At 56.5% G+C, this 26,864-nt stretch carries 26 protein-coding genes and 6 tRNA genes; 16 read left to right on the top strand and 16 right to left on the bottom strand.

Features of this window, described 5'->3' with window-relative positions; all coding sequences use genetic code 11:
- Both FJW00_RS00405 and FJW00_RS00400 read left to right on the top strand, forming a co-directional pair.
- On the top strand, nucleotides 1-582 hold a 582-nt coding region (locus FJW00_RS00405), incomplete at its 5' end, for a helix-hairpin-helix domain-containing protein (RefSeq protein ID WP_258317000.1).
- Nucleotide 583: 1 nt separating this feature from the next.
- Nucleotides 584-802: a DUF3820 family protein gene (locus FJW00_RS00400; protein WP_009088854.1), complete on the top strand. Its 219-nt coding sequence runs from the start codon at nucleotides 584-586 to the stop codon at nucleotides 800-802.
- A 28-nt stretch (nucleotides 803-830) separates the two neighbouring features.
- Here the strand turns inward: FJW00_RS00400 and FJW00_RS00395 are convergent, their stop codons facing one another.
- The gene (locus FJW00_RS00395) at nucleotides 831-1,841 is read right to left on the bottom strand and encodes a bile acid:sodium symporter family protein (protein WP_009088858.1); all 1,011 of its coding nucleotides are present in this window, start codon (nucleotides 1,839-1,841) and stop codon (nucleotides 831-833) included.
- A 95-nt stretch (nucleotides 1,842-1,936) separates the two neighbouring features.
- On the opposite strand from FJW00_RS00395, the gene FJW00_RS00390 reads away from it, so the two are divergent.
- Complete coding sequence (locus FJW00_RS00390) at nucleotides 1,937-2,857, top strand: LysR family transcriptional regulator (protein WP_058957427.1); 921 nt, start codon at nucleotides 1,937-1,939, stop codon at nucleotides 2,855-2,857.
- Here FJW00_RS00390 and FJW00_RS00385 read toward each other — a convergent pair.
- From FJW00_RS00385 to FJW00_RS00365, 5 genes are all read right to left on the bottom strand, one after another.
- Nucleotides 2,854-3,207 carry a FlxA-like family protein gene (locus tag FJW00_RS00385; protein ID WP_140922719.1) on the bottom strand — a complete coding sequence of 118 codons (354 nt, stop codon included), beginning with the start codon at nucleotides 3,205-3,207 and terminating at the stop codon, nucleotides 2,854-2,856. The two genes, FJW00_RS00390 and FJW00_RS00385, sit on opposite strands and share 4 nt — an antisense overlap.
- Before the next feature lie 262 nt (nucleotides 3,208-3,469).
- A tRNA-Lys gene (locus FJW00_RS00380) sits at nucleotides 3,470-3,545 on the bottom strand.
- Nucleotides 3,546-3,549: 4 nt separating this feature from the next.
- Nucleotides 3,550-3,625: transfer RNA gene (locus FJW00_RS00375), tRNA-Val, on the bottom strand.
- Between the two features lie 34 nt (nucleotides 3,626-3,659).
- A tRNA-Val gene (locus tag FJW00_RS00370) sits at nucleotides 3,660-3,735 on the bottom strand.
- A gap of 40 nt (nucleotides 3,736-3,775) precedes the next feature.
- Nucleotides 3,776-3,851: transfer RNA gene (locus FJW00_RS00365), tRNA-Val, on the bottom strand.
- Between the two features lie 271 nt (nucleotides 3,852-4,122).
- Between FJW00_RS00365 and gltX the strand changes: the two genes are divergently transcribed.
- Nucleotides 4,123-5,538 (top strand): glutamate--tRNA ligase, encoded by a 1,416-nt coding sequence (gene gltX, locus FJW00_RS00360; protein WP_140922717.1) that lies wholly within the window; start codon nucleotides 4,123-4,125, stop codon nucleotides 5,536-5,538.
- 35 nt (nucleotides 5,539-5,573) lie between these two features.
- On the opposite strand, the gene FJW00_RS00355 is transcribed toward gltX, so the two are convergent.
- Both FJW00_RS00355 and FJW00_RS00350 read right to left on the bottom strand, forming a co-directional pair.
- The gene (locus FJW00_RS00355) at nucleotides 5,574-5,927 is read right to left on the bottom strand and encodes a YfeC-like transcriptional regulator (RefSeq protein ID WP_009088863.1); all 354 of its coding nucleotides are present in this window, start codon (nucleotides 5,925-5,927) and stop codon (nucleotides 5,574-5,576) included.
- A gap of 111 nt (nucleotides 5,928-6,038) precedes the next feature.
- Entirely contained in the window at nucleotides 6,039-6,827 is a 789-nt protein-coding gene (locus tag FJW00_RS00350; RefSeq protein WP_009088865.1) for a formate/nitrite transporter family protein, read from the bottom strand.
- Between the two features lie 360 nt (nucleotides 6,828-7,187).
- On the opposite strand from FJW00_RS00350, the gene FJW00_RS00345 reads away from it, so the two are divergent.
- Nucleotides 7,188-7,263, top strand: a tRNA-Ala gene (locus tag FJW00_RS00345).
- A gap of 44 nt (nucleotides 7,264-7,307) precedes the next feature.
- Nucleotides 7,308-7,383: transfer RNA gene (locus FJW00_RS00340), tRNA-Ala, on the top strand.
- A 281-nt stretch (nucleotides 7,384-7,664) separates the two neighbouring features.
- Here the strand turns inward: FJW00_RS00340 and FJW00_RS00335 are convergent.
- Nucleotides 7,665-8,855 carry a NupC/NupG family nucleoside CNT transporter gene (locus tag FJW00_RS00335; RefSeq protein WP_009088868.1) on the bottom strand — a complete coding sequence of 397 codons (1,191 nt, stop codon included), beginning with the start codon at nucleotides 8,853-8,855 and terminating at the stop codon, nucleotides 7,665-7,667.
- 369 nt (nucleotides 8,856-9,224) lie between these two features.
- Between FJW00_RS00335 and FJW00_RS00330 the strand changes: the two genes are divergently transcribed.
- The gene (locus tag FJW00_RS00330; protein WP_009088870.1) at nucleotides 9,225-10,466 is read left to right on the top strand and encodes an Nramp family divalent metal transporter; all 1,242 of its coding nucleotides are present in this window, start codon (nucleotides 9,225-9,227) and stop codon (nucleotides 10,464-10,466) included.
- Nucleotides 10,467-10,510: 44 nt separating this feature from the next.
- Here the strand turns inward: FJW00_RS00330 and FJW00_RS00325 are convergent, their stop codons facing one another.
- Together FJW00_RS00325 and mgrA are read right to left on the bottom strand one after the other, a co-directional pair.
- Nucleotides 10,511-10,915, bottom strand: coding sequence for a DUF2502 domain-containing protein (locus FJW00_RS00325; protein ID WP_009088875.1), 405 nt, complete (start codon nucleotides 10,913-10,915; stop codon nucleotides 10,511-10,513).
- A gap of 170 nt (nucleotides 10,916-11,085) precedes the next feature.
- A complete protein-coding gene (gene mgrA, locus FJW00_RS00320) occupies nucleotides 11,086-12,075 on the bottom strand; it encodes an L-glyceraldehyde 3-phosphate reductase (protein WP_140922715.1) in 990 nt (329 codons plus the stop codon).
- A 219-nt stretch (nucleotides 12,076-12,294) separates the two neighbouring features.
- Between mgrA and ipdC the strand changes: the two genes are divergently transcribed.
- Together ipdC and glk are read left to right on the top strand one after the other, a co-directional pair.
- Entirely contained in the window at nucleotides 12,295-13,947 is a 1,653-nt protein-coding gene (gene ipdC, locus FJW00_RS00315; protein WP_140922713.1) for an indolepyruvate decarboxylase, read from the top strand.
- A 160-nt stretch (nucleotides 13,948-14,107) separates the two neighbouring features.
- Nucleotides 14,108-15,073, top strand: coding sequence for a glucokinase (glk, locus tag FJW00_RS00310; RefSeq protein ID WP_009088878.1), 966 nt, complete (start codon nucleotides 14,108-14,110; stop codon nucleotides 15,071-15,073).
- A 121-nt stretch (nucleotides 15,074-15,194) separates the two neighbouring features.
- Here the strand turns inward: glk and FJW00_RS00305 are convergent, their stop codons facing one another.
- Entirely contained in the window at nucleotides 15,195-15,923 is a 729-nt protein-coding gene (locus FJW00_RS00305) for a LytR/AlgR family response regulator transcription factor (RefSeq protein ID WP_009088880.1), read from the bottom strand.
- Nucleotides 15,920-17,590 (bottom strand): sensor histidine kinase, encoded by a 1,671-nt coding sequence (locus FJW00_RS00300; protein ID WP_140922723.1) that lies wholly within the window; start codon nucleotides 17,588-17,590, stop codon nucleotides 15,920-15,922. Before FJW00_RS00300 ends, FJW00_RS00305 begins: the two co-directional genes overlap by 4 nt.
- Before the next feature lie 278 nt (nucleotides 17,591-17,868).
- Between FJW00_RS00300 and FJW00_RS00295 the strand changes: the two genes are divergently transcribed.
- Both FJW00_RS00295 and alaC read left to right on the top strand, forming a co-directional pair.
- Complete coding sequence (locus tag FJW00_RS00295) at nucleotides 17,869-18,393, top strand: GNAT family N-acetyltransferase (RefSeq protein ID WP_140922711.1); 525 nt, start codon at nucleotides 17,869-17,871, stop codon at nucleotides 18,391-18,393.
- A 117-nt stretch (nucleotides 18,394-18,510) separates the two neighbouring features.
- Complete coding sequence (alaC, locus tag FJW00_RS00290; RefSeq protein WP_140922709.1) at nucleotides 18,511-19,746, top strand: alanine transaminase; 1,236 nt, start codon at nucleotides 18,511-18,513, stop codon at nucleotides 19,744-19,746.
- 51 nt (nucleotides 19,747-19,797) lie between these two features.
- Here the strand turns inward: alaC and ypdK are convergent, their stop codons facing one another.
- From ypdK to FJW00_RS00275, 3 genes are all read right to left on the bottom strand, one after another.
- Nucleotides 19,798-19,872, bottom strand: coding sequence for a membrane protein YpdK (ypdK, locus tag FJW00_RS00285; protein WP_099257831.1), 75 nt, complete (start codon nucleotides 19,870-19,872; stop codon nucleotides 19,798-19,800).
- 201 nt (nucleotides 19,873-20,073) lie between these two features.
- Nucleotides 20,074-21,102, bottom strand: a complete 1,029-nt coding sequence (locus FJW00_RS00280; protein WP_140922708.1) for an HlyD family secretion protein — start codon at nucleotides 21,100-21,102, stop codon at nucleotides 20,074-20,076.
- 2 nt (nucleotides 21,103-21,104) lie between these two features.
- Nucleotides 21,105-22,703, bottom strand: coding sequence for an MFS transporter (locus FJW00_RS00275; RefSeq protein WP_140922707.1), 1,599 nt, complete (start codon nucleotides 22,701-22,703; stop codon nucleotides 21,105-21,107).
- A 149-nt stretch (nucleotides 22,704-22,852) separates the two neighbouring features.
- On the opposite strand from FJW00_RS00275, the gene FJW00_RS00270 reads away from it, so the two are divergent.
- From FJW00_RS00270 to FJW00_RS00250, 5 genes are all read left to right on the top strand, one after another.
- Nucleotides 22,853-23,638: an IclR family transcriptional regulator gene (locus FJW00_RS00270; RefSeq protein WP_009088889.1), complete on the top strand. Its 786-nt coding sequence runs from the start codon at nucleotides 22,853-22,855 to the stop codon at nucleotides 23,636-23,638.
- Nucleotides 23,639-23,645: 7 nt separating this feature from the next.
- Complete coding sequence (locus FJW00_RS00265) at nucleotides 23,646-24,098, top strand: universal stress protein (protein WP_140922706.1); 453 nt, start codon at nucleotides 23,646-23,648, stop codon at nucleotides 24,096-24,098.
- A gap of 9 nt (nucleotides 24,099-24,107) precedes the next feature.
- Nucleotides 24,108-24,914, top strand: a complete 807-nt coding sequence (locus FJW00_RS00260; protein WP_009088891.1) for a hypothetical protein — start codon at nucleotides 24,108-24,110, stop codon at nucleotides 24,912-24,914.
- 266 nt (nucleotides 24,915-25,180) lie between these two features.
- A complete protein-coding gene (locus FJW00_RS00255; RefSeq protein ID WP_009088892.1) occupies nucleotides 25,181-25,462 on the top strand; it encodes a putative periplasmic lipoprotein in 282 nt (93 codons plus the stop codon).
- A gap of 510 nt (nucleotides 25,463-25,972) precedes the next feature.
- A complete protein-coding gene (locus tag FJW00_RS00250) occupies nucleotides 25,973-26,848 on the top strand; it encodes an SMP-30/gluconolactonase/LRE family protein (protein ID WP_009088893.1) in 876 nt (291 codons plus the stop codon).
- Nucleotides 26,849-26,864 lie beyond the last annotated feature (16 nt).

The following is a 26,864-nucleotide window of genomic DNA, read 5'->3' as shown; positions in this document are numbered from 1 at the left end:
GGTAAGCTGACCGGGCTGGATCGCATGGGGCCAAAATCGGCGCAGAACGTGGTGGATGCGCTGGAAAAAGCGAAGTCGACGACGCTGGCGCGTTTCCTCTATGCGCTGGGGATCCGTGAAGTGGGCGAAGCCACCGCCGCCAATCTGGCAAACCACTTTGGTGAGCTGCAGAAGGTGATGGATGCCGATCTGGAGGCACTGATTGCCGTGCCGGATGTGGGTAAGGTCGTCGCCGCGCACGTTCGCAACTTTATGGAAGAGGAGAGCAACCGCGAGGTCATCCGCCAGCTGACGGACGATATTGGTGTTCACTGGCCGGCTGTTGTGGTGGTGAAAGCCGAAGAGATTGACAGTCCGTTTGCCGGGAAAACCGTGGTGCTGACCGGTTCGCTGTCGCAGATGAACCGCGACGATGCCAAAGCACAGCTGATCGCGCTGGGAGCTAAAGTCAGCGGCAGCGTGTCGAAGAAAACGGATCTGCTGATTGCCGGTGAAGCGGCGGGTTCCAAGCTGGCGAAAGCGCAGGAGCTGGGCATCGAGGTGATCGATGAAGCTGAAATGATCCGTCTGCTGGGTGCCTGAGATGGATAAGCATCAGCTGGTGGCGATAGCGAACACGGCGATGCCGTTTGGGAAATATAAAGGGCGGATGCTGATCGATCTGCCTGAACCCTACCTGCTGTGGTTTGCCCGCAGTGGCGACTTTCCCTCCGGCCAACTGGGTGACCTGATGCAGCTCACGCTGACGATAAAAATCGAAGGTCTGGAGGGGCTGGTGAAGCCGCTTCAGACCCGGAAATAACGTGGCCCGCACAGGCGGGCCATGCAGACTATTTCTGCGACTCCATCACGGAGGTTTTCACCTCTGAAGCCTGCTTTTTCTCACCGCTCTTCTTGTAGCGTCCGGCGATGAACGAACAGACCATCAGCTGAACCTGATGGAAGATCATCAGAGGCAGCACGATAATCCCCACGGTACTGGCCGGGAACAGGATATTTGCCATCGGTACCCCATTCGCCAGACTCTTCTTCGATCCACAAAACAGCACCACAATCTCATCGGCGCGTTTAAAGCGGAACAGGCGCGAAGCCAGCAGGTTGATAATCAGCACGGTGGCCAGCAGCAGAATGGAGCCTGCCACAATCCAGAGCAGGGTAATCACGCCCACGCGATGCCAGATGCCGTTCACCACCGCCTCACTGAAGGCACTGTAGACCACCAGCAGAATCGAGGTCTGGTCAGTTTTGCCAATCAGGCTGCGGTGCTTTTCAACCCAGCCGCCGATCCAGCGGCGTGAAAGATGGCCCAGTATGAACGGCACCATTAGTTGCAGCATAATCTTACCGATCTGCTCCAGACCGTCAGTCGGCGCGCTGCTGTGGATATCCATCACCACATTCACCAGCAACGGGGAGATGAAGACCCCCAGCAGGCTGGATGCCGAGGCGCTGCACACGGCGGCGGCGACGTTACCGCCGGCCATCGAGGTAAATGCGATGGCGGACTGCACGGTGGCAGGCAGGATACAGAGATAGATAAAGCCGGTATAAATTTCCGGACCGACATCAACCGGATGCCACCAGACCAGCAGCATGCCCAGCGCCGGAAAGAGCACAAAGGTGCTGAACATGATCCAGAGATGCAGCTGCCAGTGGCTGCTTCCCGCAATGATCTTCTCCCGCGACAGCTTGGCACCGTGCATAAAGAACAGCAGTGCGATAGCCGCGGTGGCAAGGTAGCTGAAGATATCGACGTAGATCCCTCTGGCAGGCAGGAAGGTGGCCAGCAGCACAGTGATGATGAGCTTAACCATCATCGGATCAAGTTTTAAAAATCCCATTGTTAAAATCCGGTAAATTTTTCAATAGGCCGATTGTGCGGGAATCATTTTTAGAAATAAAATTGATTTATTGCATTAATCTATGAGCGTAATCGATGAATTATACCCTGCGGCAATTGCGGACTTTCATTGCGGTGGCACATTACGGTGGTTTCAGTCAGGCGGGGCAGGCGATAGGCCTGAGCCAGTCGGCGGTGAGTCACAGCATTAAAGAGCTGGAGGCGGAAACCGGCGTGCGGCTGCTGGATCGCACCACGCGCGAGGTGATGCTGACCGAGGCAGGAAAACAGCTGGCATCCCGCATGGAACGTCTGCTGGAGGAGATTAATACCACGCTGCTGGATATCCGCAGTTTTGGCGAACAGCGCAGCGGCACCGTGCGGGTGGCAGCCAGCCAGACGATTTCCGCGCATCTGATGCCTCAGTGTCTGGCGGCCAGCCAGCAGCACTTCCCCGACATTAAAGTGATACTGCACGACCGTGCACAGCAGTGGGTGCTGCAAAGTGTGCGAAACGCCGAAGTCGATTTTGGCATCGTAATCGGGCCGCTGCGCGACAGCGATTTTGACACGATTGCCATTCTGGATGAGCCTTTCTTACTGTTGTGCCGGGATGATGATCCGCTGGCGCGGGTGGACAGGGCGGAATGGTCGATGCTGGATGGGCGCACGCTGGTGTTGCAGGATTATGCATCCGGCAGCCGGGTACTGATTGATGCAGCCATGCAGCAGCAGAATATTCAGGCAGAGGTAGTGCAGGAGATTGGTCATCCTGCCACGCTGTTTCCGATGGTGCAGGTAGGGATTGGTATCAGCATTCTGCCCGCACTGGCATTACCTCTGCCGGCGGATCGCGCGCTCACCGTGCGGCGGCTTTATCCCGAGATCAATCGAAGTCTGACCCTCATTAAACGCAAAAACCGCTCACTGACGCCCGCCGCCGAAGCCATCTGGCAGGAGGTGCGCCAGCAGGCGGCGCTGCTGGCGCAACAGCGGGCCATTACACCCGCGTTTTAGATATAGACATCGACATTATTTTTGTCAGTCGGGCGGTTAATCCCGTTCGCCTTGCTTTCACCGACCGGGTTAACACTGTCGCTTTTCTGCTGCGCCTTTTCGGCCTGCTCAGCCTGCTTCTTTTGCAGCTGTGCAATCTGCGCTTCCAGCATGGTGATCTGCGACTGGTACATCTGCGCTATTTTAGATTTCTGGTCTTCGTCAAGATCGTGGTTGTCGGCCAGCTCTTTGACTTTTTTCATCACGCTCTGAATCTGTTTATTCAGTGCGGCGATCTGGGAGGCGATACTGCCGCCGCCGCTGTCACCGCCACCTGACATAACTTTTAAAACTCCGGCTATCGAGGACATCATTTTCTCCCTGTAGTTCGTCTATAAGGTTATCGGCGCAGGCAGGAATAACTGAAGTGTCAAAAAGAGCAGGGGAGTAAAAAAGCAGATTCTTCTTCTGAAAGCCCCTTTCTGAGGGGAGTCGTCATTCAGGCTGAGCCTGGCGCAGTAAAATAAACGTGGCACTCAGGCAGCCAGAATAAGTGAAGGGGGGGGACTGAAACGCATAAGCGGCTAAAGCACAGAAACGAAAAAAGCGCCTTAAAGGCGCTTTTCTCTGAATTGGTGGGTCGTGCAGGATTCGAACCTGCGACCAATTGATTAAAAGTCAACTGCTCTACCAACTGAGCTAACGACCCGAAGTGGTGGGTGATGACGGGTTCGAACCGCCGACCCCCTCCTTGTAAGGGAGATGCTCTACCAACTGAGCTAATCACCCACTTCGTACTTCAGTAGTGCTAACAGGCAAGATATGGTGGGTGATGACGGGTTCGAACCGCCGACCCCCTCCTTGTAAGGGAGATGCTCTACCAACTGAGCTAATCACCCATATCTTCATACCTGTTCACTGCGGGCACCCTGTTAAGAGTGGTGGGTGATGACGGGTTCGAACCGCCGACCCCCTCCTTGTAAGGGAGATGCTCTACCAACTGAGCTAATCACCCCCGCTGTGTGGAGTCGCATTATAGGGATAGTTGATTTTGAGTCAACGCTTTTTAAAACATAAATGTTCGTTCGGTTTATTTTTAAACATCCTGTCGCGCTTTTAGCCAATATGCTGGTTTTACTGGCAGAAAAGCGCCTTTTCACGGCCGGCAACCGGCCGGCATCCATTGAGGATTCATGGGCAGATGCTAGAATGTGGCCACTGTTTTTCGCGTCTAACCTGTTTTTTGTCATCCAGACAACGAACCCGCGCATCTAAGGCAATACTCAATGAAAATCAAAACACGCTTCGCGCCCAGCCCGACCGGCTACTTACATGTCGGTGGCGCTCGTACCGCACTTTACTCCTGGCTTTTTGCCCGTCACAACCAGGGCGAGTTTGTGCTGCGCATCGAAGACACCGATCTGGAGCGCTCCACGCCGGAAGCCATTGAAGCCATCATGGATGGGATGAACTGGCTGAGCCTCGACTGGAATGAAGGCCCTTACTACCAGACTAAACGTTTTGATCGCTACAACGCGGTCATTGATGAAATGCTGGAAGCGGGCACCGCCTATAAATGCTACTGCTCTAAAGAGCGTCTGGAAGCGCTGCGTGAAGCGCAGATGGCCAATAATGAAAAGCCGCGTTATGACGGCCGCTGCCGTGACAGCCATGAACATCATGCCGATGATGAGCCCTGCGTCGTGCGCTTCCGCAATCCGCAGGAAGGCTCGGTCATCTTTGACGACCAGATCCGTGGCCCGATTGAGTTCAGCAACCAGGAGCTGGATGACCTGATCATCCGTCGTACCGACGGGTCGCCAACCTACAACTTCTGCGTCGTCGTGGATGACTGGGATATGGGTATCACCCACGTTATTCGCGGTGAAGACCACATCAACAACACGCCACGCCAGATCAATATCCTTAAAGCGATTGGTGCACAGGTTCCGGTCTATGCGCACGTTTCGATGATCCTGGGCGATGACGGTAAAAAACTCTCTAAACGTCACGGTGCGGTAGGGGTTATGCAGTATCGTGATGATGGCTACCTGCCGGAAGCGCTGCTGAACTACCTGGTGCGTCTTGGCTGGTCACACGGCGATCAGGAAATTTTCAGCGTAGCTGAAATGACCGAGCTGTTTACCCTGGATGCGGTCAGCAAGTCTGCCAGTGCGTTCAACACTGAGAAACTGCAGTGGCTGAATCATCACTATATTAACGCGCTGCCGCCTGAATATGTGGCGACCCATCTGCAGTGGCATATTGAACAGCAGAACATTGATACCCGCACCGGCCCGGAACTGGCGAAGCTGGTTGGCCTGCTGGGCGAACGCTGCAAGACGCTGAAAGAGATGGCGGAATCGTGCCGCTACTTCTATGAAGACTTTGCCGAATTTGATGCGGATGCCGCGAAGAAACATCTTCGTCCGGTGGCGCGTCAGCCGCTGGAAGTGGTGCGCAATAAGCTGGCCGCAATCGCTGAGTGGAACGCTGAAAACGTGCATCAGGCTATTCAGAGTACGGCAGATGAGCTGGAAGTCGGGATGGGCAAAGTCGGTATGCCGCTGCGTGTTGCGGTGACCGGTGCTGGTCAGTCTCCGGGTCTGGATGTCACCGTGGAGGCGATTGGCCGCAGCCGCAGCGTGGCGCGCATTGAGCAGGCTCTGGCCTTTATCAGTGAGCGGGAAGCGCAGGCTTAATTCACACAGCCGGAAGCTTCACGCTTCCGGTTTCTTTACTCCTGGCTGATGCCCAGTCGCTGCAGAACACCTTTTATCCCTTCACGTAAGATTAACGCAGTGAACTGATCCTGCTCTTCCTGACTCATTTGCTGGACGGAACTTATTAATAACGCAGGTAACGAATTGGCTGCGGCACCGTAGGTTGCCACCGGTTCGTGGAGATTGCGGGTAGACTGAATAAAACTTTTCACACGCTCATCAATATGGATGAGACGCGCTTTGCCGCCTTGCACACCGGGCTTCGGTGTCGTCGTCCAGTTCTCACGCTTAATCCATTTATTCACCGTTTGCCGACTGTAACCCGTTTCTGCAGCCAGCTCTTCGGGAGTAAGCCATTCCTTTTTCACGATGCTATCCCTGTTAAATACATTAGCGGTACATATTACAGCAAAACCTAACGCGTGAAAGTAACTGAAGCAGAAATTGCCTTTTGTCGCTCGACAAAAGGCAAAAGAGGATTATTGCGGGTTGCTGGCAGGTTCAGCAGCAGGACGGAAGGCAAGGAAGTAGGCCAGGCCGACGAAGACGGCGCCCCCTACGGCATTGCCTGCGAAGACGGCAACGAAGTTGGGGAAGTATTCCGCCCAGCTCAGCTGACCGGCAAAAATGGCGGCCGGAATAATGAACATGTTCGCGACGACGTGCTGGAAGCCGATGGCCACAAACGCCATGATCGGGAACCACATGCCAAAGATTTTGCCCACCACATCTTTACTGGCAAACGCCAGCCAGACCGCCAGGCAGACCAGCCAGTTGCAGCCGATGCCGGAAATAAAGGCGTGCAGGAAATCGGCGTGAACTTTTGCCGAGGCGATGGCTACGGTCTTCTTCAGATAATCGCCTTCGGTCATGCCCAGGATGTGGCCAAAGAACCAGGCGACAGCCACGCTGCCGAGGAAGTTAGCCAGGGTTACCCAGAACCAGTTGCGCGCCACGCTCATAAAGCTGATGCGACGGGCGAACCAGGCGACAGGCAGGGTCATCATATTACCGGTCAGCAGCTCACCACCGGCCAGTACCGTCAGAATCAACCCGACCGGGAAAACGGCTGCGCCGAGCAGGCCGCCAAAGGAGCCCCAGTCTGCAGGCAGGGAGTTAATGACATGAAGATCCAGCAGGAAGCCGGTCGCGATAAACGCGCCCGCCAAAAAGCCGAGAATCAGAAGGATGCTGACAGGCACACGGCTTTTAGCCACGCCTGCCTGGATCGCCAGTTGTGCGATTTCTTTAGGTGTATGCAGCGACATAGTATCTCAGTAGTTTTTTTATGAATAATGGGACGATAAACGCCTGGTGGACGCGCGGCGCGCGGGAGAGGGTCCCGGCATCCGCTAAATTAGCGGGCTAAGTTTTGCATGCGTAAAAGATGAAGACAAGAAAATTCCTATAACATATTTAACCATGAATTAACCTGACCTCAGGGTAAATAACAGCCGTTGTCCCCGTATGAGGTCAGCGTCACGGTTTTCCGCTGCGCCATGCTGCTGAAACTTCGCAGGTTGCCGCCTTTTTCAGCGATCAAACCGAGAATGTGATTTTGCCGTTGACACCCCGAGGGCGGTTTCATATTATGCCGTCCGTCGCTTAACACGACAGTTTTTCGGTTCGGGGCTATAGCTCAGCTGGGAGAGCGCCTGCATGGCATGCAGGAGGTCAGCGGTTCGATCCCGCTTAGCTCCACCAAACTTCTTCCCAAAAGTTTGGTACTGAAAAATGATTCCAGATGTGGGGGTATAGCTCAGCTGGGAGAGCGCTTGCATGGCATGCAAGAGGTCAGCGGTTCGATCCCGCTTATCTCCACCATTTTCTGACACATCGCTGTCAACATCCTTTCTGTAGTACGTATTCTTCGCCTTTTCTGCGAGTCTCACTTTCTGTTGCTGTTTCTCCCGCTTTGCCCTCGTTAACGCTTTCCGCCATCAGGGTTGTTCTGCGCCATGCTGCTGCCTCTGCACGGCGGTTAAACGAAGAGAACAGGCCTGAGCAGGCAGGCGGAAGGGGAGCGAAGGGGATAAGTTAAAGCGATGCAGGGAAGAGAAGGGTAAAGCAGAAGAGAAGGGCGAGACCGGCTCGCCCTCTGAAACTTAAAACGCCAGCACCAGCCCGGCGATAGCGGCGGAGAGCACGCTGACCAGCGTAGAGCCGTACAGCAGCTTCAGGCCAAAGCGGGAGACCACGTTGCCCTGTTCTTCGTTCAGCCCTTTAATCGCACCGGCCACGATGCCGATGGATGAGAAGTTAGCAAACGACACCAGGAACACCGACAGGATACCTTCTGAGTTTGGCGACAGCTGACCCGCAATTTTCTGCAGATCCATCATGGCAACAAACTCATTGGAAACCAGCTTGGTCGCCATGATACTGCCAACCTGCAACGCTTCACCGGACGGCACGCCCATCATCCACGCAAACGGATAGAAGACAAAGCCAAGCACGCCCTGGAAGGTGACGCCGAAGATGAGGTCAAACAGCGCATTCAGGCCTGAAATCAGCGCGATAAAACCAATCAGCATGGCCGCAACGATAATCGCGACGCGGAAACCCGCCAGAATATATTCACCCAGCATCTCAAAGAAGCTCTGACCCTTGTGCAGATCCTGCAACTGGAGGTCTTCTTCGTTCTCAACGCGATAAGGGTTAATCAGCGACAGCACAATGAAGGTGCTGAACATGTTGAGCACCAGCGCCGCAACCACATACTTTGGCTGCAGCATGGTCATGTAGGCACCGACGATAGACATCGAGACGGTCGACATCGCGGTTGCTGCCATGGTGTACATGCGGCGGTTAGACATCTTGCCGAGGATATCTTTATAGGCGATGAAGTTTTCTGACTGTCCCAGAATCAGAGAACTCACGGCGTTGAAAGATTCCAGTTTTCCCATGCCGTTCACTTTCGACAGCACGGTGCCGATACCGCGAATCACCCACGGCAGGATACGGAAATGCTGCAGAATGCCGATCAGCGCAGAGATAAAGACGATAGGGCAGAGGACGTTCAGGAAGAAGAAGGCCAGACCTTTGTCGTTCATGTTGCCAAAGACAAAGTTGGTTCCCTGGGCAGCATACTTCAGCAGATGGTCAAAGAAGCCAGCGAAACCTTTAACGAAGCCCAGTCCCGCTTCTGAGTTCAGGAAGAACCAGGCGAGGACTATTTCAATCACAAGGAGCTGTATGATGTAGCGGATGCGAATGCTTTTACGATCGTGACTGACCAGCAGGGAGAGTATCCCGACCACCACCAGTGCTAAAATAAACTGCAAAATATGGGACATAGTTGCTCCAAATTTGAGGAGGATTGTATTTTGCTGCGTATTCTATGTAACGCGTTACTTAAAAACGAGATCTGAACCACAATATAAGTATTCGCTATCGCTATATTTTCCAGAAAAGTTTCCCTGATCACGTCCTGTTTACAAATCATTTACCTCTTATAACCACATAATTATTGTCTATATTTTACACAGAGCGTAAAGTGACATGCTTGCTCACATTTTTAGCAGTCACTTCCTTTGCTGTAATGTATAGCAATGGCTATACTTTATAGCAGTATCTATTACACCGATAACAATAAACGAATTTCACTTGCTCATGCCAACCCCTAAGCTGCCGGGGCAGGCACATGTTCAGACAGGGTACCGGATATGTTTGAAAGTCGTACCGCCGAGCGCGCCGCTCGCGGAGTCAGAAAAGTCAAACTCGCACTGCTGGGGCCCGCCTTTATCGCCGCTATCGGCTATATCGATCCGGGCAACTTTGCGACCAATATTCAGGCGGGTGCCGCTTACGGCTATAAGCTGCTGTGGGTCGTGGTGTGGGCAAACGTCATGGCCATGCTGATCCAGCTGATGTCCGCCAAGCTGGGGATCGCCACGGGTAAAAACCTCGCTGAACATATCCGCGATCGTTTTCCCCGGCCCGCCGTCTGGTTCTACTGGGTACAGGCGGAGATTATCGCGATGGCGACCGACCTCGCGGAGTTTATCGGGGCCGCGCTGGGATTCAAACTGCTGCTCGGCATCTCGCTGATGCAGGGCGCGGTGCTGACCGGTGTCGCCACGTTCCTGATCCTGATGCTGCAGAGCCGGGGGCAAAAGCCGCTGGAGCTGGTGATAGGAGGACTGCTGCTGTTTGTGGCGGCGGCCTATATCGTCGAACTCTTCTTCTCTCAGCCTGACGTCAAAGAGCTGGTGACCGGGATGGCACTGCCCGCGCTGCCGACATCTGATGCCGTCTTCCTGGCGGCCGGTGTGCTGGGCGCCACCATCATGCCGCACGTCATCTATCTGCACTCTGCCCTGACACAGGGTAAAAGTGAGGACAGTAAAAGTCAGCGTTACTCCTCGACCAAGCTGGACGTAGCGATTGCCATGACGATTGCCGGATTCGTCAATCTGGCGATGATGGCGACTGCGGCAGCCGCTTTTCACTTCAGCGGTCACAGTAAAATTGCGGAACTCGATCAGGCCTACCTGACGCTGCAACCGCTGCTGGGTCAGGCAGCGGCGACGGTCTTCGGTCTGAGTCTGGTCGCCGCGGGATTATCCTCGACCGTGGTGGGCACCCTGGCGGGCCAGGTGGTGATGCAGGGCTTTATCCGCTTCCATATTCCGCTCTGGTTACGCCGCACCATCACCATGCTGCCCTCGTTTATTGTCATCGCGGCAGGCTGGGACCCAACCCGGGTTCTGGTGATGAGTCAGGTGCTGCTGAGTTTCGGAATTGCACTGGCGCTGATCCCGCTGCTGGCTTTTACCGGCAATCGTGAGCTGATGGGGGAGGATATGGTTAACTCCCGCCTGATGCAGAACACCGGCCGCCTGATTGTGCTGCTGGTGATTACGCTGAACCTCTATTTGCTGGTGGGAGAGGCGCTGGGGCTGTAACGCGCCTGACTGACAAAAACGCCCGGTTATGCCGGGCGTTTTGTTTAGTGACGATCGTGGCCGTGCGGGCCCGGTCCGTGAGGCCCGAACCCATGCGGCCCCGGACCACGACGGTCATGATGATCCCAGTCACGATCGCGGCGATGCTGATGTTCCCAGCGACGCTCACGGTCGCGCTCATGCCAGCGACGTTCACGCTCCCACTGCTGATGACGACGCCACTCTTCGTGGCGCCACCAGCGGCGTTCATTATAAGAATAACGATCGTTCCACCAGCGCGGTTCACGCCAGCGACCGCCATCCCAGTAGTAGCCACGGCGATCGCGGTCACCCAGGTTCAGGGTTACGCCGGGGGCCAGTGTAATAGAGGCTCCAGAGGCCTGGGCGGTCTGGTGTGCCAGTGGCGACAACAGGGCCAGCAGGGCAGCAAATATCAGGGCTCTTTTCATTTTTTTCTCCTCATCAACAGTCTGATGCTGTTGCGGCGCAGTCTGTGCCTGCGGATTGCTGTTGTTACCCTACCATTGTGTCGGAAGATTGTGAGGAAATTGGGGAGAGAAAGGGGATTGAGACAATTCTGGCCCTGAAACTGCCCGGTGAGCACCGGGCAGGGCAGGGATCACATCAGGGCCGCGTCAATGGCTGCCAGCTCATCGTCGCTGAATTCACGGCGGGCCAGCATCGCCACGGCATCATCAATCTGCGCCGTTTTACTGGCACCAATCAGTACCGAGGTGACGCGCTCATCGCGCAGCACCCACGCCAGCGCCATCTGCGCCAGCTTCTGCCCGCGCTGCTGCGCCAGGGTATTCAGCCTGCGCACCCGCGCCATTTTCTCCTCCGTCAGCTGGTTCTCATCCAGGAAGCGGCTGTCGCTGGCCACACGTGAATCGGCCGGGATGCCCTGCAGATAGCGATCGGTGAGGACGCCACCCGCCAGCGGAGAAAAGGCGATACAGCCGACGCCCGCCTCGCCGAGCGTCTGAATAAGTCCCTGCTCCGGTGTGCGTTCAAACATCGAATAGCGCGGCTGGTGGATCAGACAGGGCGTGCCGAGATCGCGCAGGATCGCTATCGCGTCAGCCGCGATCCCGGCCGGATAGTTCGAGAGGGCGGCGTAAAGCGCTTTGCCCTGACGCACCACATGATCCAGCGCGCGCATCGTCTCCTCCAGCGGGGTGTCCGGATCGGGGCGGTGATGATAGAAAATATCTACATACTCCAGTCCCATTCGTTTCAGGCTCTGGTCCAGACTGGCGACCAGATACTTACGCGATCCCCAGTCGCCATAAGGCCCCTGCCACATGGTGTAACCCGCTTTGGTGGAGATAATCAGCTCATCGCGATGAGCCCGAAAATCTTCCCGCAGAAGCCGGCCGAAGTTCTCCTCTGCCGAGCCGGGCGGCGGACCATAGTTATTCGCTAAGTCGAAGTGCGTAATGCCACGGTCAAAGGCATGGCGCAGCAGTTCACGGCTGTTATCGACGCGGGTGCTGTCGCCAAAGTTATGCCACAGCCCCAGCGAAATGGCGGGCAGCTTAATGCCGCTGCGGCCGCTGCGCCGGTATTCCATCTGCTGATAACGGTCGGGATGGGGGAAAGAGGACATTCAGCGCTCCTGAGTGAAAACGGGAAGATGTGCCAAAAGTCTATCAGTGTATACGGTTACACTTAGTGGCAATGCGCACCAGTTCGCAATTTTACAGAATATTCCGCCAGCGTAACGCCCGCTTTCCGCACATTGCGGCGGCTGAAAGCCACCCCTTTTCTCGCTAATTTCAACGGCTGTCAGATACTTAAGCCGACTCTTCCCTGAAAGGAATGCGCGATGTCTACATTTACCGTTGGCGATTACCTGCTAAGCCGTCTGCAGGAGATTGGTATAGAGCATCTGTTTGGTGTGCCGGGCGACTATAACCTCCAGTTTCTTGATCGGGTCATTGCCCATCCCACCCTCAGCTGGGTGGGGTGCGCCAATGAACTTAACGCAGCCTATGCGGCGGATGGTTATGCGCGCTGCAACGGCGCAGGGGCACTACTGACCACCTTTGGTGTCGGCGAGCTGAGCGCAATCAACGGCGTCGCAGGCAGCTATGCTGAATATCTGCCGGTCATCCACATCGTGGGTGCGCCAGCGACAGGCGCACAGTCGCAGGGTGACTGCGTTCACCATTCGCTGGGCGATGGCGATTTTCAGCATTTTATTCGCATGGCCGGAGAGATCAGCGCCGCAACCGCCCGGCTTACCGCGGACAACGCCACGGCTGAGATTGACCGGGTGATAACCCATGCGCTGCAGGCTCGTCGTCCGGGTTATCTTTCGCTGGCGGTTGACGTCGCGGCGACGGAAGTCCCGCCACCCGCCCGGCCGCTGATTATCCGGCAAACCTCTTCGCCCGACGTCCGCCGTGCTTTCCGCGCTGCGGCGGAGCGGATGCTGGCTTCGGCGCAGCGCGTGTCACTGCTGGCGGATTTCCTTGCGCTGCGCTGGCAGCAGCAGGCAGCACTGGCCGCGCTGCGTGAACAGCGTGCGATACCCTGCGCCACGCTGCTGATGGGTAAAGGCGTACTGGATGAACAGCAGCCGGGTTACGTCGGCACCTATGCCGGTGAGGCGAGCGCCGGACAGGTGCGTGAACAGATTGAGCAGGTGGACGTGGCGATCTGCGTCGGCGTCCGTTTTACCGATACGATCACCGCGGGCTTCACGCAGCAGTTCGTCCCGGAGAAATGTATTGACCTGCAGCCGCACAGCGCCCGCGCAGGCTCGGAACAGTTTGCGCCGCTGTCGATGGCCGATGCGTTAAGCGAGCTCCAGTCGCTGTTCGCGCAATATGGGCAGCAGTGGCAGAGTGGTGACACGCCCACCGTCGCGCAGCCCGAAGCGCCAGCGGCGATCATCAGTCAGCAGGCGTTCTGGCAGGCCATGCAGTCATTCCTGCAACCCGGCGACCTGATTCTGGCCGAACAGGGGACGGCAGCCTTTGGTGCAGCAGCCCTGCGACTGCCTTCACAGGCACAGCTGGTGGTGCAGCCATTGTGGGGTTCAATCGGCTATACTCTCCCGGCAGCCTTTGGCGCGCAGACGGCCGCGCCGGATCGACGGGTTATCCTGATTATCGGTGACGGCTCGGCGCAGCTGACCATTCAGGAACTGGGCTCAATGCTGCGCGACCAGCAGTCGCTGATTATCTTTCTGCTGAATAATGAAGGTTATACCGTCGAAAGAGCGATTCACGGCGCAACTCAACGTTATAATGATATTGCACAATGGAACTGGACCGCCTTACCGCACGCTTTCAGCCTGCAGGGCCAGGCGCAGAGCTGGCGCATCAGTGAAACGGTGCAGTTAAACGAGGTGATGGCGCGGCTCTCACGGCCTCAATGGCTGTCGCTGGTTGAGGTGGTGATGCCCAAAGACGATCTGCCGCCGCTGTTACGAAAAGTCACGGCCTGCCTGAATCAACGCAACGGCGGCTAAGATTCAGATAGTTGCCGCTGTGCAGGGTTGACTATCGCGGTTAGGCTGTAGCACACCTGAGTAAGACGCTCACCAATCGCACCGGTGAGCGTTGTTGTTTTATGGGCAGAATTTTATAGTGTCCTCCAACTCTTAAGACCCCAAGCGGAGCAACAGAAGAATGACAACCTATGCCTTGGTCGGCGATGTCGGCGGGACTAACGCGCGCCTCGCCCTGTGTGAGGTGGAAAGCGGCAGCATCTCCCAGGCCAAAACATTCTCAACATCAGACTACGACAGCCTCGAAGCTGTCATCCGCCACTATCTTGATGAACAACAGCAGGATGTTAAAGATGGCTGTATTGCCATTGCCTGCCCGATTACCGATGACTGGGTTGAAATGACCAACCATGACTGGGCGTTTTCGACGCGCAAGCTCAAAGAGAACATCGGTTTTGAACACCTGGAAATCATTAACGACTTCACGGCCGTCTCAATGGCGATCCCGATGCTGACCGCTGACAACGTGATTCAGTTCGGCGGAACTGAACCGGTAAAAGATAAACCTATCGCGATTTATGGTGCCGGTACCGGGTTAGGCGTCAGCCATCTGGTGCATGTGGACAAGCGCTGGGTAAGCCTGCCGGGCGAGGGCGGCCATGTCGATCTGGCGGCCAACAGCGAAGAAGAAGATCAGATTCTGGAAGTGCTGCGCGAAGAGCTCGGCCATGTTTCCGCCGAGCGCGTGCTGTCGGGTGCCGGTCTGGTTAACCTCTATCGCGCGATTGTTAAAGTGGACAAGCGCGTGCCGGAGAACCTGAAGCCGAAAGATGTCAGCCAGCGTGCGCTGGATGACAGCTGCACCGACTGCCGTCGTGCGCTGTCGATGTTCTGCGTCATTATGGGCCGTTTTGGCGGCAATCTGGCGCTGAATCTCGGCACCTTCGGGGGCGTCTACATCGCAGGGGGCATCGTGCCTCGCTTCCTGGAGTTCTTTAAGGCGTCCGGGTTCCGGGCTGCCTTCGAAGACAAAGGGCGTTTCCGCGACTATGTGGCCAGCATCCCGGTCTATATGATTACGCACGATCAGCCTGGCCTGCTGGGCGCGGGCGCGCATCTGCGTCAGACCCTGGGTCGCGAAATCTGATCCGGCTTCCGCTCGTGTACGGCATCTGACTGGGCACGAGCGGATTCCCGGCTTGATCAGAGCGGGCCCGGGCACGCCTTATCCGCCTGACGACTCCCTTCCCGGACACGCTTCCCCGGCGTCAGAGCCGCATTAACTGTCGAAACAGCTTGACCTTGCTGCGACTGACCGGCACCTGAAACTCCAGATCGCGCAGTTTCAGCAGATAGGTATTGTTAAACCAGGGTTCGATTTCGCGAATTTTATTCAGGCTGACGCAGTAAGAGCGATGGCAGCGGAAAAACTGCTGTTCCGGCAGGCGGGAACAGAACTCGGTAATGTTCATCGACATCACATAGGATTCACGCCGGGTGTAGACGAACGTCAGCTTCTCATGTGCCTCAACGTAGTAAATATCATTCACGTCCGTGACGATGATGCGCTCATCTTTGACCAGATTGACCGTCTGCGGGGCGGGTGTGGCACTGAGGTGGCTGACCGCCTGCTGCGCCTGTGCCGTGGCTTCAAGCTTGTTCAGCATGGTGACAATCCGTGATTCCTGATAGGGCTTGAGAATGTAGTCAAACGCCTCCAGCTCAAACGCCTCCACCGCATGCTCTTTCCAGGCGGTAATGAAGACAATCAGCGGCTTGTGGGCAAACTGATGGATGTTCTGCGCCAGCAGCATGCCATCCAGTGAAGGAATGTTGATGTCGAGAAAGATCACATCCACCCGATGCTGTTGCAGATACTTCAGCACGTCGAGGCCGTCATCAAAGCAGGCTTCGATTTCGATTTTGCTGTGATGCTGGATCATCCAGCTCAGCTCCTGCTGCGCCAGGAATTCATCTTCCACAATAATGGCTTTCATAACAGATTCTCCGCCAGCCGCTGGCCATGTTTACTGAGCGTAAAAGAGATTTCCGTGCCCGGCTCATGCCTCACAATGCACAATCCCTGACCCGACAGCAGTTTCACCCGGTGATGCACGTTGAGCAGGCCGATTTTATTGCCGGGCATGTCGTTGCGCGCCACCCGGGCCATCACCTCCTGGCTGATCCCCTTGCCGGTATCCCGCACTGAAATCCGCACCTGGTCGCCCTGATCCCGCACGCTCAGCGTCACCACGCCTTTGCCTTTACAGGGCTGGATACCATGCACAATGGCATTCTCCACCAGCGGCTGAATCAGCAGGCTGGGCAGCAGAAAGTGCAGATCTTCATCGACGTCATAAATCATCGTCAGCTTGTCGCCAAACCGCGCCTGCTCTATGGCGATGTAATCTTTGACCTGCCACAGCTCTTTGCGGATGTCGATCAGCTCATCGTCGTTCAGCTCCAGGTTGTAGCGCAGATAGCGCGACAGGTTAATCACCAGCTGGCGGGCGGTATCGGGATTGAGCCGGATGGAGGAGGAGATCGCGTTCAGGGCATTAAACAGAAAATGGGGATTTATTTTGCTTTGCAGCGCGCGCAGTTCCGCTTTATTGGCCATTTCGCGCAGCTGCTCGGCGCGCGACACCTCCAGCTGCGTAGAGATAATCTGTGACAGACCAATCGCCATCTCTTTCAGCGAGCCGGTAATACGATGCGCACGACGGTAGTAGATTTTCAGCGTGCCGGTGACCTTGCCCTTTTCCCACAGCGGAATCACAATCATGGAGTGAATGTCTTTGGTGCGATGGGCTTCATCATTGTTTTTGATGATAATTTTACCGCTGGCGATCGACTGCGCGGTGGTAGGACTGATACCGTCATCCCCGTGCTGATAGTTATGTTCGCCATAGCCAACATAGGCCAGAATCTGCTTTTTATCGGTCATCGCCACCGCATCGGCTTTGATTTCCCGCCGGATAATGTCACAGATGTTGCGCAGTGAGTCGCTGTTAACCTGACGAAACAGCGGCAGCGTTTTATTGGCGATCTCCAGCGCCAGCTTGGCCTGACGCGCGGCAATCGCCTCTTTTTCCCCTTCAACGCTCTGCACCAGCAACACAATCAGGCCGATGCTGGAGGCGCCGAGGATCATCGGCAGGGCGATTTCGGACACTATCGCCAGGCCGAGCGATGTGGGGCGCGCCCACAAGACAATCAGCACCATCGTCAGGGCTTCACACAGCATCCCGCCGACGATACCGGCACGCCAGCGATGCTCTTTCAGGACCCGCCGGTTAATGCCACCCGCCACAATACCGGCAATGATGCTGGTAATCAGACAGGGAACTGAGGTCACGCCGTGGATATCGATCAGAAAACGGTGCAGGCCGGCGATGATGCCGGTGGCGATACCGACCCAGGGACCAAACAAAATGCCACCCGCCATCACGGCGATCACCCGCACGTTCAGCAGCGACCCATCCACATTGACCCCCGACCAGGTGCTGAACAGGGCAAACAGGGAGAAGATTGCGGTGACCGCTATCTTCTCTGCGCGGGTGTGTTCATCTTTCTGCAGCAGCTGACGAAATGGACGGGTGCGCGTCAGGAAAAACAGGCAGATCAGCATCAGGGCGGCGCGGTCAAAAACGGCCAGCAACATCGTGAAGTGGGAGGGCACAGGCGGCTCGTCGGCAAGGGAAAGTGACCCTATGATAAAAAATGTGATCGCGAACCGCCAGCCTCCTGGTGAATCGTGCCGGGCATTCCTGCTGCAGGTCAATTTTTAAGGGAATGCAGCTAAAAGAGGAAAGCCTGAGCGCAATAAAGGGGAACAGATTTCCCGCCGGTTAACGCTGGTCGCTGGAAGGCCGTTTTGCTATGTTGCGCGCTAACGCGTGCCAGCGATCGCCGGTAAACCGCATCACCCGGGAGCAGCAGATGCAACTTGTCACCACCCGTTTAACCCTCACCCGACTACAGCCAGAAGACTGGCAGCTGTTTCGCGCCGTCCATGAAGATCGCGACACCATGGCCTGGGTGAGTGAAATCCCTGATGAGGCGGATATCCGCCAGCGTTTCACGTCGCGTCTGGCCCCCTGGCAGCCCGGGAGCTTTCATATGCTCTGTCTGGTTGCGCGGCGGCGGGATAACGGGGAGCCGATTGGCCTGTTTGGCTGCAGCCCGGAGTGGGAGCCGCATCGGGAGGCAGAAGTGGGCTACATGCTGCTGCATCGCTACTGCGGTCAGGGATATGGCAGCGAGGCGCTGGCGGCCCTGTGCCAGTTTTTACTGGAGGCTGATTTCCATAAACTTAAGGCGCTGGTGGTGGAAGGTAACTGGGCCTCGCGCCGTATTCTGGAGAAGAACGGTTTTCAGCTGGAGGGGACGCTGCGGGATAATTATCTGCTGAACGGCTGTTGGGTGAACGACTGGCTGCTGGGACGACTGAATCCGCAGCAATAAAAATATTTTCTGCCATGCTCGACAAAATGATCCTCACCACGTTATGTTCATAACGGGTCACCGCAGTGACCCGCGTCGCTCGGACGGTCCGGGCGCTTACGTAATCCAGAGGACACTATGGCTGATAACAGCACACCCCGTCGTTTCTCGCGTATTGAACGTTTACCCCCTTACGTTTTTAATATCACCGCTGAACTGAAGATGGCTGCGCGCCGGCGCGGCGAAGATATCATCGACTTTTCAATGGGCAATCCCGATGGTCCGACCCCACCGCACATCGTCGAAAAGCTCTGCCAGGTGGCACAGCGTGATGACACCCACGGTTACTCGACTTCCCGCGGCATTCCGCGTCTCCGCCGGGCCATTTCCCGCTGGTACGCCGATCGCTACCAGGTCGAAATCGATCCGGAATCGGAGGCGATTGTCACTATCGGTTCTAAAGAGGGGCTGGCGCATCTGATGCTGGCAACGCTGGACCACGGCGACACCGTGCTGGTGCCGAACCCCAGCTATCCGATTCATATCTACGGCGCGGTAATTGCGGGTGCGCAGGTGCGGTCAGTGCCGCTGGTGGCGGGCGTTGACTTCTTCAACGAGCTGGAACGCGCCATCCGCGAAAGTTATCCCAAGCCAAAAATGATGATCCTCGGCTTCCCGTCCAATCCCACCGCCCAGTGTGTGGAACTCGACTTTTTCGAACGGGTCATTGCGCTGGCGAAACAGTACAACGTGCTGGTGATCCACGATCTGGCCTACGCCGACATCGTCTACGACGGCTGGAAAGCGCCGTCAATCATGCAGGTGCCGGGGGCGCGTGATGTCGCCGTGGAATTCTTTACCCTGTCGAAAAGCTACAACATGGCGGGCTGGCGCATTGGTTTCATGGTGGGCAACAAAGAGCTGGTTGCCGCACTGGCGCGTATCAAAAGCTACCACGACTACGGCACGTTCACACCGCTCCAGGTGGCGGCGATTGCTGCGCTCGAGGGCGATCAGCAGTGCGTGCGCGACATCGCCGAGCAGTACAAACGCCGTCGCGATGTGCTGGTAAAAGGCCTGCATGAAGCGGGCTGGATGGTGGAGAATCCGAAAGCGTCCATGTACGTCTGGGCAAAAATTCCGGACCACTATGCGCATCTGGGATCGCTGGAATTTGCCAAACATCTGCTGCAGGAGGCAAAAGTCTGTGTCTCACCTGGTATCGGATTTGGCGACTACGGTGATACGCACGTGCGTTTTGCGCTGATTGAAAACAGCGATCGCATACGTCAGGCGGTGCGGGGGATAAAAGCGATGTTTCGTGCCGACGGCGTGTTGCCGGGCAGCTTGAAACTGCAGGAAGAAGAACGCTGACAGCCAGCAAGGGCGACGTTATCGTCGCCCTCTGGCGGCACTGTCACGCCGTTACTTCAGCAGCAGAACGAAAGTTCCGAACCAAAGTAATGCGAAAAAAGAAATTCCCATCAAGGCATATTTCACAAAGCAACTCCTCTGAGCGGTTACGATGATGGCGATCCCAAACCAGTGCAACGCGAACAGATGTGGAAAAGAGAGCGCCATAAGCGGCAGGGTCTTCTCTTGTCCGGGTCGATCTGAATAACTCAGAACAGGATCGAGCGCTAATTTACGCGTAATCCCGCCCAAATGAAATAGGTCCGTTCTGAGATATTGCTCACAATATTACGGTACGTCGATGTCCGGGATCGCAGACATGCCGACACGCAACTGGGCCAGATTGGGTTGGTCACTATCCAGCACAATTTTGACCGGCAAACGCTGAACCACTTTAGTGTAGTTGCCGGTAGCGTTATCGGGAGAGATAGCGGAAAAAGTTGCGCCGGTTGCCGGTGCAATGCTGTCCACGTGGCCGGTGAACGTCCTGCCAGGCAGGGCATCTACCCGGATCTGCACCCGCTGACCGGGACGCACATCGCTGAGCTGCGTCTCAAGATAGTTCGCGGTCACGTAGGTTTGCTGCAGCGGGACCACCGCCAGCAGACGGGTTCCGGCGGAGACATAGGCGCCTGTCCGCACCGCACGCTGACCGACCATGCCGTCCACCGGGGCGACAATACGCGTGTAGGAGAGATTCAGCCGGGCCTGATCGACGCTGGCCTTCGCGGCAGCCACATCCGCTTCCGCCGACCGCACCGCTGCCTGGAGAACCCCCACCTGTTTAACGGCTGACGCCAGCGCGGCCTGACTCTGGTGAACCGCCGCCAGGGCTGAGCGCTGAGTTGAGCTCGCTTTTTGCTGATCGTCGGCTGCGACGGTGCCGCTCTTATAGAGGCGGTTGTAGCGTTCCGCGCTCTGACCGGCATACTGTGCTGACGCCTGACTGGCCGCTACGCTGGCTTTTTGCTGATCGATAACGGACTGCTGCTGTTCAAGCTGCGCCTGACTGCTGAGCAGCTTCGCCTGGCTCACCTGCAGGTCAGCGGTGGCGCTCTCCAGCGCCACGCGATAGTCACGATCGTCCAGCGTGGCCAGCAGCTGGCCTGCTTTAACCTGCTGATTATCCTGAGCCTGCACGCTGCTGACATAGCCCGAGACTTTCGGCGCCACCAGCGTGTAATCGGCATTGATGTAAGCATCGTTGGTGCGGTGATCGTTGCCGTTCATCAGTGACCAGACGACAAAGGCCATGACCAGCAAAATCACCAGCAGCAGAGTCAGCAGCAGGGTTCTTTTCATTTCAAAAGCACGCATATTCAGTTATTCCGGGAAGGGGGTTGAATCAGAGTCTGCGGCGGCCAGACCCGTTTTGGCAGGATGGCGGTCAGCACCAGCAGGCAGGCGGCAAAGCCTGTCAGCATCAGCCAGCTGTCGCTCAGGCCCAGCACCGTTGCCTGATGCCGCACCAGGGTGGCGAATCCACTCAGATTCGCGCTGGTACTGATGCTGCCGTCAGGCAACAGCGGCAGGCTGCTGCTGGCCTGAGCGGCGGTCGGTGCGGTCATCAGCCAGCTGCGGCTGGCCGCCTGGTCGATCAGTACGCTGGAGTGAAACTGCTCGCGGTGAGTCAGGAATACTTCAACCAGTGTGGAGGCTGCGATGCTGGAAAAGCCGCGCACCGTATTAAACATCGCCGAGGCAAAGGGGCCTTCGGGTGGCGCCACGACGCTGGTGGCGCTCATCAGAATCGGCAGAATGATCATGGGTTGTCCGAACGCCTGCAGGATCTGCAGCAGCCAGAAATTCTGTCGCGCCCAGTCGCTGGTGATCTGTGTCCCCAGCAGACATGCAACCACCAGCAGGCCGACGCCCGCTGTCAGCATCCAGCGGCAGTCGACCCGGCGAATATTCAGCAGGGCGGCAATCAGCGGCGCGATCAGCAGCTGCGGCAGACCGACCGTCAGCGCCAGCGGGGCAAACTCCAGGGTGCGAAATCCGCTGACCTGAGCAAAATAGGCGGAAGGCAGGGCAGAACCTGAGAGTCCCAGGATCAGCACGCAGGCCAGGCCCAGCAAGCCGTGCGCCAGATTGGGCCGCCGGAGCATCTGCAGCTTAAACAGCGGCAGCGGGTGAAACCACTCGTTAATCAGAAAGACCAGCAGCAGCGGCAGAGCCGTCAGCAGCATTCCGGTAATCAGCGGCGAATTGAGCCAGTCGAGGCGCTCCCCCTGGGTCAGCACCAGCACCAGCAGTGCCACCCCACTGCAGCCGGTCACCATGCCGAACAGATCGATCTGCTGAAAGCGTTCGGGACGCAGTGGGTCCTGCGGGATTCCCCGGCTGATCAACAGCATGGCAATCAGCATGCCGGGCACCACCTGCCAGAAGACCATCATCCAGCTGACGTGATCGGTCCACAACGCGGCGAGCGAGGCCGCCATGTTGGGACCGAACGTGGCGGTCAGGGCATAGCCCGCCAGGCCAAAGAGTTTAAACGGGGGCGGCAGAAAGCGCAGGGCGACAGTCATCAGCATCGGCGGTAATGCGCCGCCAAAAAGTCCCTGCAGAACGCGCAGGCTGATAAACAGCGTTGGGTCAGGCACCAGCGGCAGCAGAATGCCGGTCAGCATAAATCCCGCTGACACGCCGAGCGTGAAGCGTCGCAGCGACAGCGTGACGGCAAACCAGGGCGCAATCATCATGGCAGCGACTTCGGCTGCCTGATAACCGGAAATAATCCAGCTACCCTGATCGACACTGATACCGATTGCGGCACGAATATCGGCCAGCGCAATATCACTGACGCGATCATTCAGTCCGGAGGTCAGGGCGGCGATGAGGACACCGACTAAACCCAGCGCCAGACGCAGCGTAAAAGGGTGGGGGGCCGGCACAGCGGCGGACCTGGCGTTCATAGCAGGCGATCTCGTTATTATGATGCAGTGTATTGCGATGTGATACAGCCGGTAATATTACATCCCGGTATGCTGTATTGCAATGTGGTACAGGCTGTAAAAAGTGCGGCAATCGGGTTACAGTAAGGCAGCTCAAACAGGACGACGCTATGGCACATCACCCCTCCAGCCGCGAGGATGAAAAAACGGGCGGTATACAGGTCATCGCCCGTGCGGCAAAAATTCTTAATGCGCTGGGCCAGCAGCCGGGCGGCATGAGCCTCGGCGAGATCGCGCAGGCGGTCGAACTGCCGCGTTCAACGGTGCAGCGGATTGTCGCCGCGCTCGACAGCGCAGAGCTGGTGCGCAGCAGCGGGGCGGGCGGACTGCGGCTGGGGCCGGCACTGCTGAAACTCATCTCCAGCGTCCATACCGATGTCGTAGACCTGGTCAGCCCGCTGCTGGAAAAACTCTCCTCCGATACCAACGAAACCGTCTCACTGGCACGCGCCAGCGGCAGCCAGCTGGCGATTGTTCATCACGTGGTGGCATCGCGTGAGCTTCGTGTCGTTCCGCATATGGGGCTTAATCTGCCGCTTTACAGCACATCCGGGGGGCGGGCACTGCTGGCGCTCGAGTGTGACAAAGATGTGCGAACCATTGTCGGTGATGACTGGCAGGAGTTAACGGATATGACCGTGAAAACCCTGCCGCAGTTGCTGCAGCTGCTCGGGGAGGTTCGCGAAACCGGCATTGCCGTGGATCGGGGCGAAACGCTGGAAGGCGTCTCTACCATGGCGTTTGCGCTGGATACGCTGTTTGGTCGTTTTTCTGTCTCTTTGCTGGTGCCCTCTGCACGTTTTCTGCGACACGAAGCCCGCTTTCGTGACGAGATGCTGAAGTGTAAAGAGGCACTGGTACGTGAAATCGGCAAAGTTGCCGCGATAGAAGGATAAGCATCTGATGAAAACCCTGCTGATGGCCATTGATCACTCTCCGGTAGCGGAGAAAGTGGTCGCCTTAACCATTGAAGAAGCGCTGGCACATCGTGCGGAAGTGGTGGTGCTGTGCTGTATAGATCCTGCCTACTCCGCCTGCAATCAGCCGATGGAAATCGACGCGGGTGAAGATCCGGCCGATTTTGTGGCCGCGCAGGATGAGCAGAACACTGCCGAGCTGGTGGTGCGCCATGCGCTGGCACCGCTGCTGCGCGCCGGCATTACGGCCCGAGGCATGATTCTGGCCGGTGACGCGGCAGAGTCTATCGTTGTCCAGTCGCAGCAGCTCAAGGCCAGCATGATCATTATGGGGCGTCGCCATCTCTCCTCTTTTAACCGGTTATTGAAAGGCTCAGTCAGCGCGTCGGTCATTGAACGTGCGCACTGTCCGGTGCTGATCGATGTGCGTAAGGATTAATCCCGCCGCATGAATGGGCTGCTTTTTATTACGCTGGCGGCGTTTGCGCTGCTGGCGCTGATTATTATTGTTCTGATCAAAACGACCCGGCTGCGTTTGTGGCAGGGGCTGGTTCTCTTTCTGCTGCCGCTGATACTGGCGAATCTGGTCTGGTTCAGCTGGGTCGCCCCGCATCGGTTGCAGGCCAGCCAGCATGAGCAGGCGGTGAAGCAGCTGGCAACAATGCCGGGCTACCGGGTGCTGCAGACGCAGGAACCGGCGCTGTGGCTGCTGCTGACCCAGGAGCTGACCCGCCGCATCCGGGCCGGAGAACCGGCTGAGCAGGCGACGGGCGAACTGCGCGGCTGGCTGATCGAGGTGATTAATCAGCGGCTGATGCGCGGAACGGATCAGGCGGTTGTTAACTATATCCGCGTTTCAGTCGAAGAGATGAAGGCGCTGAACAGACTCGATCCGGGTCTCTGCTTCCGTTATCTCTATCCGCAGGTGAGCGGAGGCATCAATTTGCTGACCACGCTGCCACCTTCCCTGAATCGCAAGGAGGCGGATGCGATGGAACAGCTGCTGCTGAATAGTCCTCCGCCCGATCAGCCACTGGATAAGCCGCTGGCACAGGCGGATCTGCAGAACATCGTCGGTCGCCTCTATCAGCAGTGGGGCGAAAAGCTGCAGCAGCTGAATATGCCTGCCGACACGGCGGTAGACCGTTCATCGCTGTGTGCCATGTCTATCGATCTCTACAGTGCCATTCTGGCATTACCTGACAAGCGCGCCGCTAATCTGTTACGTAGAATGATTGCCCTGACCGGTCAGTAACGGATGGCTGGAAGCGGGCAAAAAAAAGCCCGCTAAGCGCGGGCAGGGAAGAGAGGAACAGATTCTTATTTTTGGCATTTCCTGGTGTGGTGCAGTCTTTCGTTGGGCCTGACTGCATCCTGACATGTCTGGTACGATAGCGATAGCCGTTTAATCGTATCGCATTAATTGGCAAAATCTTCTAAGGTTTCGATTTTTCGCGCATTAATCCTATGGATGCGTGACAGGCCGCGTCATACACTGCGCGGCAAAGTGAGGACAACGAAATGAAAAAATTAATTACCGGCGCACTGGCGCTTATTCTGCTGAGTGGATGTACCTCCAGCAAACCCGGGGCATTTGAACGTGTTGACGAAGATCCCAGCTCAAATACCGTTCAGTATCGGTTTGACCCGCTGAAGGTCAATCGTGATGCGATGGATATTGACCTGGCGAATTACTGCAGCAACAAAGGATTTGATAAAGTGGAGGCGCTGCCGGCACAGGAAAGTCATATTCCGGGTCTGAAGAAAGCGTGGTTCCAGTGTAATTACGCTATAAAAAGCTAAATAAAAAAGGGCGGGATAATTATCCCGCCCTGACGATTTTATAATTTTATTTTATGCTGTGTGACATCTTTGCCCGTTAATGGCGATGGTGACCGCCATGATACCCTCCGTGATGACCTCCATAATAGCCTCCGTGATACCCGCCACCTCCATGGTGCCAGCCGTTGTCGTGCCTCGGGCTGATGATACAACCGCTTAATAAGGTCATCAGCGTTACCACCGAAGCGACTTTAATTAATCTCTTCATCGGAAGCGTCTCCTCTTTTCCAATGACTATGACATTACGACGGAAAAGTGGAGTGAGAATGCAGGCTTTGTAGAGTTAGTTAAACAGATATGACGGAATATTTCAGCGCGTTCTTTTCTGCGGCGGCTGAAAATAAAGAAATCAGAATGGGCTGAATAATAAACACTATCAGAGAGAATCTTCTTAAAATCAAGCGAAAATAATTCTCATCTGACCGTTTTTATCACTACATTATTAGCAGGTCAGTTTAACGGGAGAAAAACATGGCACATGAAGTAAGACATATTCTGGCATTACAGGCTGAGCTGGGCGAATGTCCGCTCTGGTCAGTGGAAGAACAGGTGTTGTGGAGTGTCGATATTCTGGCACCGGCAATTCACCGTTTCGACCCGGCCAGCGGTGAACTGCAGACTTTTCCGCAGGCGGAAGAGGTAGGCTGCATTGGTCTGCGCGAGCAGGGTGGACTGATCGCCGCCTTGCGTAACGGTGTCTGGCTGCTGGACGCGCAGGGCCGGCCTGAGAAAAAGATTGCCGAAAATCCGGGTGACGCGCCGTTAAGCCGGTTCAATGATGGACGCGTCGATCCCTGGGGCAATTTCTGGTGTGGCAGCCTGTGGGAGCCGCAGGATAAAAATGGCGGCCTGCTTTGCCGCGTCACGCCCGACCTGACGCTGGAGGTGAAAGCGCGCGACATCAAAATCTCTAACGGGCTGGCTTTCTCCCCCGATCGGCGCTGGATGTATCACAGTGACACGCCGAACGAGACCCTCTATCGCTATCCTTTAGATGAGCAGGGTGAACCGGGCGAACGTACGGTATTCCGGCGCTTCGATGCGAAAGGGGGACTACCGGATGGTGCTGCGGTGGATAGCGAAGGATTTTACTGGTCAGCCCAGTTCGATGGCGGACGTGTGGTGCGTATCGACCCGCAGAGCAGTGAAATCGTCGATGAGATCCTGCTGCCGGTGAAGTGGCCAACCATGGTGGCCTTTGGCGGCGCCGACCTTAAAACGCTGTTTATCACCAGCTCACGGGAAGATCGAACGGAGGAGGAGCTGGCGCGCTATCCCCTGTCGGGCGATCTCTTTGCTGTGGACGTGGCCGTGGCGGGTGTGGCAGAGCCGCGTTTCCGCGGCTGAGGATGATTGGGCCGTG

Source organism: Pantoea anthophila (assembly GCF_006494375.1).
Lineage (GTDB): Bacteria > Pseudomonadota > Gammaproteobacteria > Enterobacterales > Enterobacteriaceae > Pantoea > Pantoea anthophila.
Note: the sequence above shows the minus strand (reverse complement) of the source record. Positions and strands in the feature narration are given on the sequence as shown.